Raw genomic sequence first — 3,587 nt, 5'->3', positions numbered from 1 at the left:
GGGTCGCTCCGCGAGCCCATCCCGCACCGGGTCGCTCCGCGAGCCCATCCGCTTGTGGTGATGTGAGCTGTGGGCTTAGGGGAGGAGTTCCCAGTACTGCTTGCGGGCTGGCATGGCGTGAATGACCATCTCGTCGCCGCTCTCGAAGATCAAGACGACGGTCTCGAGCAGGCGTGCTTGGGTGTCGAAGCCGAGCCGTAGTTCGCGGTGCGGCCAGCTCTCCTCGTCGAGGGGTTCCACCCATAGCGGCCAGTCGGCGGCCTGGGCCGCGTCCTCGGGGAGTGCTCCATGCTTGAGTGCGCTGTCGTGGACCTTCACGCCGCGAAGCCGGCCAGGGCCCTGCGGATCGCTTCGGATCGTGAGATGTGCTCGCGTTCGGCGATCGCATCGACGGCTGCAAGCTCCTCGGCGGGGGCCGTGGCGCTGCCACGACCTGCATCGGTTCGGCGCCACGGCCTGGGCGACCGCGTCCGCGACTCTTCATCTCCTCGACGTCGTAGCCGGCCTCGGCCTCATCAGCCCACTGCTGAATCTGCACCTCGCTCACCATGACAAAATCGTATGACGAAAACCTCGTCGGGGGAAGAAGCGCGCGGGGCGCAGACACTTGCACATCAACCATGCGAGGGCGTCGCTGGTGGGGTCGAGCTCTGCTCGATGCCCGAGCCGACCACGCACGCTGGCGCGGCCGGGCCAACCTCTGGGAGGTGCGCCATGAACGCACTACTTGTCGGGTACGCCCGATGCTCCACCGATCAACAAGACCTCACCGCGCAACGCGACGGTCTGCTCGGCCTCGGCGTCGAGGCCGAACGCATCTACGTCGACCACGCCGTTCCACCGTCTGCCGAGCGATCGAGCGGCAACGCACGGCGGCGAAGGCCGAGCTCGCCAGCGCCTCGACACGCCGCTGACCCCACCCGACGTCGGCGTCCCGCAACCGACACCCACGCGGGACGCCGACGCGCGAAGCCTTCTCGGAGGCAGGCGCGAGCGGCGTGTCCCGACAGCGGTTCGACGTGCGGGACGGAGAGCGTCGAGCGCAGGGGGCCGCGGTTGACGGGCATACGCGGTAACACGCACTCATCGATGGCTACCATCTCAGGCTGAAGGAGTTGGGGGTCTGCCCCGCGTTTGGTTGACACCTGACCTCTGAGGTTTCGGTCTCAGGAGGAAGGATGTCCCTGTGGCAAAGCCCTATCCCAAGGAGTTCCGCGATGATGTCGTGGCCGTGGCCCGCAGGGGCCAGGCCTCGCTGGCGCAGATCGCGAAGGACTTCGGCATCTCCGAAGGCTCGCTGGCGAACTGGATGAAGCAGGCCGACATCGAGGACGGCAGGCGTTCCGGCGTGACCGAGGACGAGCGCAAGCAGCTGCGTGAGGCGAACAAGAGGATCCGGCTCCTGGAGCAGGAGAACGAGGTTCTCCGACGTGCAGCTGCGTACCTGTCGCAGGCGAATCTGCCGGGGAAATAGTCTTCCCGCTCGTCCGTGAGATGGCCGCGGCCGGTGCCTGTTGACGGACGCGTCGGTTGAGGATGTGGGCGTCACTGTCGGTGGGGACGTGGTGGGGGTATGAGGTAGCCCCGCCGGGGGTCCGGCGGGGCTGTTGGTGGTCAGGGTGTCGCGGTGCTCGTCGGGGTGACGCGGTTGGCTATTCGGTGGTGACCTCGGTGACGGCGGCTCGGGCTGAGGTCTCGTCGACGATGGCCTTGCCGGCGGCGTATGCGGCGACGAGGGCTTGGACGGCGAGGTTGTTGATGGCTCGGGGGGTACCGCGGCCGACTTGGTGGATCAGCGCGGTGGCGTCGTCGGAGAAGAGGGGGTCGGAGCGGCCGGCGAGGGTGAGGTGGTGCGCGAGGTAGCTCTTGGTTTCGGTGTCGCTCATCGCGGTGAGGGTGTAGCGCAGCGCGATGCGTTGGTCCAGGGCGGCGAAGGTGCCCAGCTTGATCCGGCGGCGCAGGGTGGGTTGGCCGATGAGGAGGCACGCGAAGGGTGAGTGGGAGTCCATGTCGGCGTTGGTCAGCAGGCGGAGCTCTTCGAGTTGGTCGCTGGTGAGGAGGTGGGCTTCGTCGAGGATGAGGACGACGGTGCGGCCGCGTTCGTGTTCTTCGGCGGCGAGCAGCTCGACGGTTTGGGGGATGAGGGCGGCTTTGTGGAAGCGGGGTTCGCCGCCCAGGGCGGTGACGATCCCGCCGTAGAGGCCGCGGCCGCCGACGGCGGGGTTACCCAGGTAGATGGTGGTGTGCCGGGAGGGGTCCAGGTTCGCCAGGGCGGCGCGCACGGCGACGGTCTTGCCGGCGCCGACCTCACCGGTGACCACGCCCAGGGCGCGTTCGGTGATGCACCAGCCGATCCGGGCGACGGCCTCGGCATGGGCGGTGTGCCGGTGCAGCATGCTGGGGGCCAGGGCCTTGCCGAACGGCGTTCTGGTGAAGCCGTAGTGGGCTTGGAGTCGGTCAAGGGTCACGGGATCTCCTGATGGTCGGGTTCGTGGTGGACGGTGGGGGTTGGGTCGAGCAGGTCGAGCAGGTCGACCTGCCCGGGCAGTACGGCATTGGCGGCGGCCTGGGGGTGGACGGCGGGTTGCGTGATCGAGGCGTAGTTCACGCGCTGGGTCATGACCTGGGTGTGCCGGTCGCGGACCAGGGCCAGGTAGTCGATCCCGGTGACCGGCGCCGGCGCGGCGGTGGAGTCGCTCTTGACGGCGGGGTGCACGTGCCGGCCGATGACGTGCGCGATGGCGGTGCCGACTTCGCGGCCGGCGTAGCGCACCGTGATGTCGGTCAGGTCGAACGGGTCGAAGACGAGCTCGACGCGACGCCCGGTCAGGGCGGCGTCGACCTCGTAGGTGTTGCCGTGCAGCGAGACGGTGGCTGTCTTGGTCACGGCGCGATGCTCGGAGAACAAGAACGCCTCGCGGAGCTGGGTTGGGGTCGGGGTCGGCGGCGGGCCATCCCCCGCGAAACCGGTCAGGAACCGGGCCAGGGGTGCTTGCCCGGTTTCGGTGTGGACCCGCTGGTGGTACACGGTTTCGACCCACGCGGTGAACAGCTCGTTCAGCTCGGCCAGTCCGCTGACCTGCTCGGTCGCGCCGGGGGCGGTGAGCTCGATGAGGAACTGTTCGCGCACGGTGCGGAAGAACCGTTCGATCTTCCCGCGCCCTTGGGGTTGACCGGGCCTGGAGTGGGTCAACCGGATCCCCAGGACGGCCAGCGCGCGCAGCAGCTGCTTGGAGACCATCGCTGACCCGTTGTCCAGGTACACCACCTGCGGGATCCCCCGCGCGGACAGGCCAGCGCGTAACGCCGCCGCGAGGTGGAGCATGTCCTCGCTATGGCCCCACCGGTAGCCGACCAGCGCCCGGGAGTGGTCATCGATGAACGCCATCAGGTACGTCTTACGCCCGCCGATGACCGGCCCGTGCAGCGCGTCCCCGGTCCACCGCTGGTTCGGTGCGGCGGCCTCGAACCGGCCGAACACTCCCGGGGTGGTGCCGTCGGGTCGGGTGTTCAGCTCAAGGCGGGCGAAGTGGCGTTGCAGCGTGCGCGCCGAGGGCACCACTGCCACACCGTGCTCGGTCAGGATC

At 68.8% G+C, this 3,587-nt stretch carries 4 protein-coding genes and 1 pseudogene; 1 reads left to right on the top strand and 4 read right to left on the bottom strand.

Annotated features, from left to right (window positions below; genetic code table 11):
- Nucleotides 1-75: 75 nt before the first annotated feature.
- A complete protein-coding gene (locus BN11_RS18615; RefSeq protein WP_048699822.1) occupies nt 76-318 on the bottom strand; it encodes a hypothetical protein in 243 nt (80 codons plus the stop codon).
- Nucleotides 315-550, bottom strand: a pseudogene (locus BN11_RS22100) (ribbon-helix-helix domain-containing protein). The gene BN11_RS18615 and the pseudogene BN11_RS22100 overlap by 4 nt, the downstream one beginning before the upstream one ends.
- Nucleotides 551-1,186: 636 nt before the next feature.
- Here BN11_RS22100 and BN11_RS18610 point away from each other — a divergent pair.
- On the top strand, nt 1,187-1,474 hold the full coding sequence (locus BN11_RS18610) for an IS3 family transposase (protein ID WP_048699820.1): 288 nt from the start codon (nt 1,187-1,189) through the stop codon (nt 1,472-1,474).
- A 178-nt stretch (nt 1,475-1,652) separates the two neighbouring features.
- On the opposite strand, the gene BN11_RS18605 is transcribed toward BN11_RS18610, so the two are convergent.
- Nucleotides 1,653-2,468: an ExeA family protein gene (locus BN11_RS18605; protein WP_048699567.1), complete on the bottom strand. Its 816-nt coding sequence runs from the start codon at nt 2,466-2,468 to the stop codon at nt 1,653-1,655.
- On the bottom strand, nt 2,465-3,587 hold a 1,123-nt coding region (locus BN11_RS18600), incomplete at its 5' end, for a DDE-type integrase/transposase/recombinase (protein WP_048699566.1). The genes BN11_RS18600 and BN11_RS18605, both read right to left, overlap by 4 nt.

The organism is Nostocoides australiense Ben110 (assembly GCF_001050535.1).
Classification (GTDB): Bacteria; Actinomycetota; Actinomycetes; order Actinomycetales; family Dermatophilaceae; genus Nostocoides_A; species Nostocoides_A australiense.
Note: the sequence above shows the minus strand (reverse complement) of the source record. Positions and strands in the feature narration are given on the sequence as shown.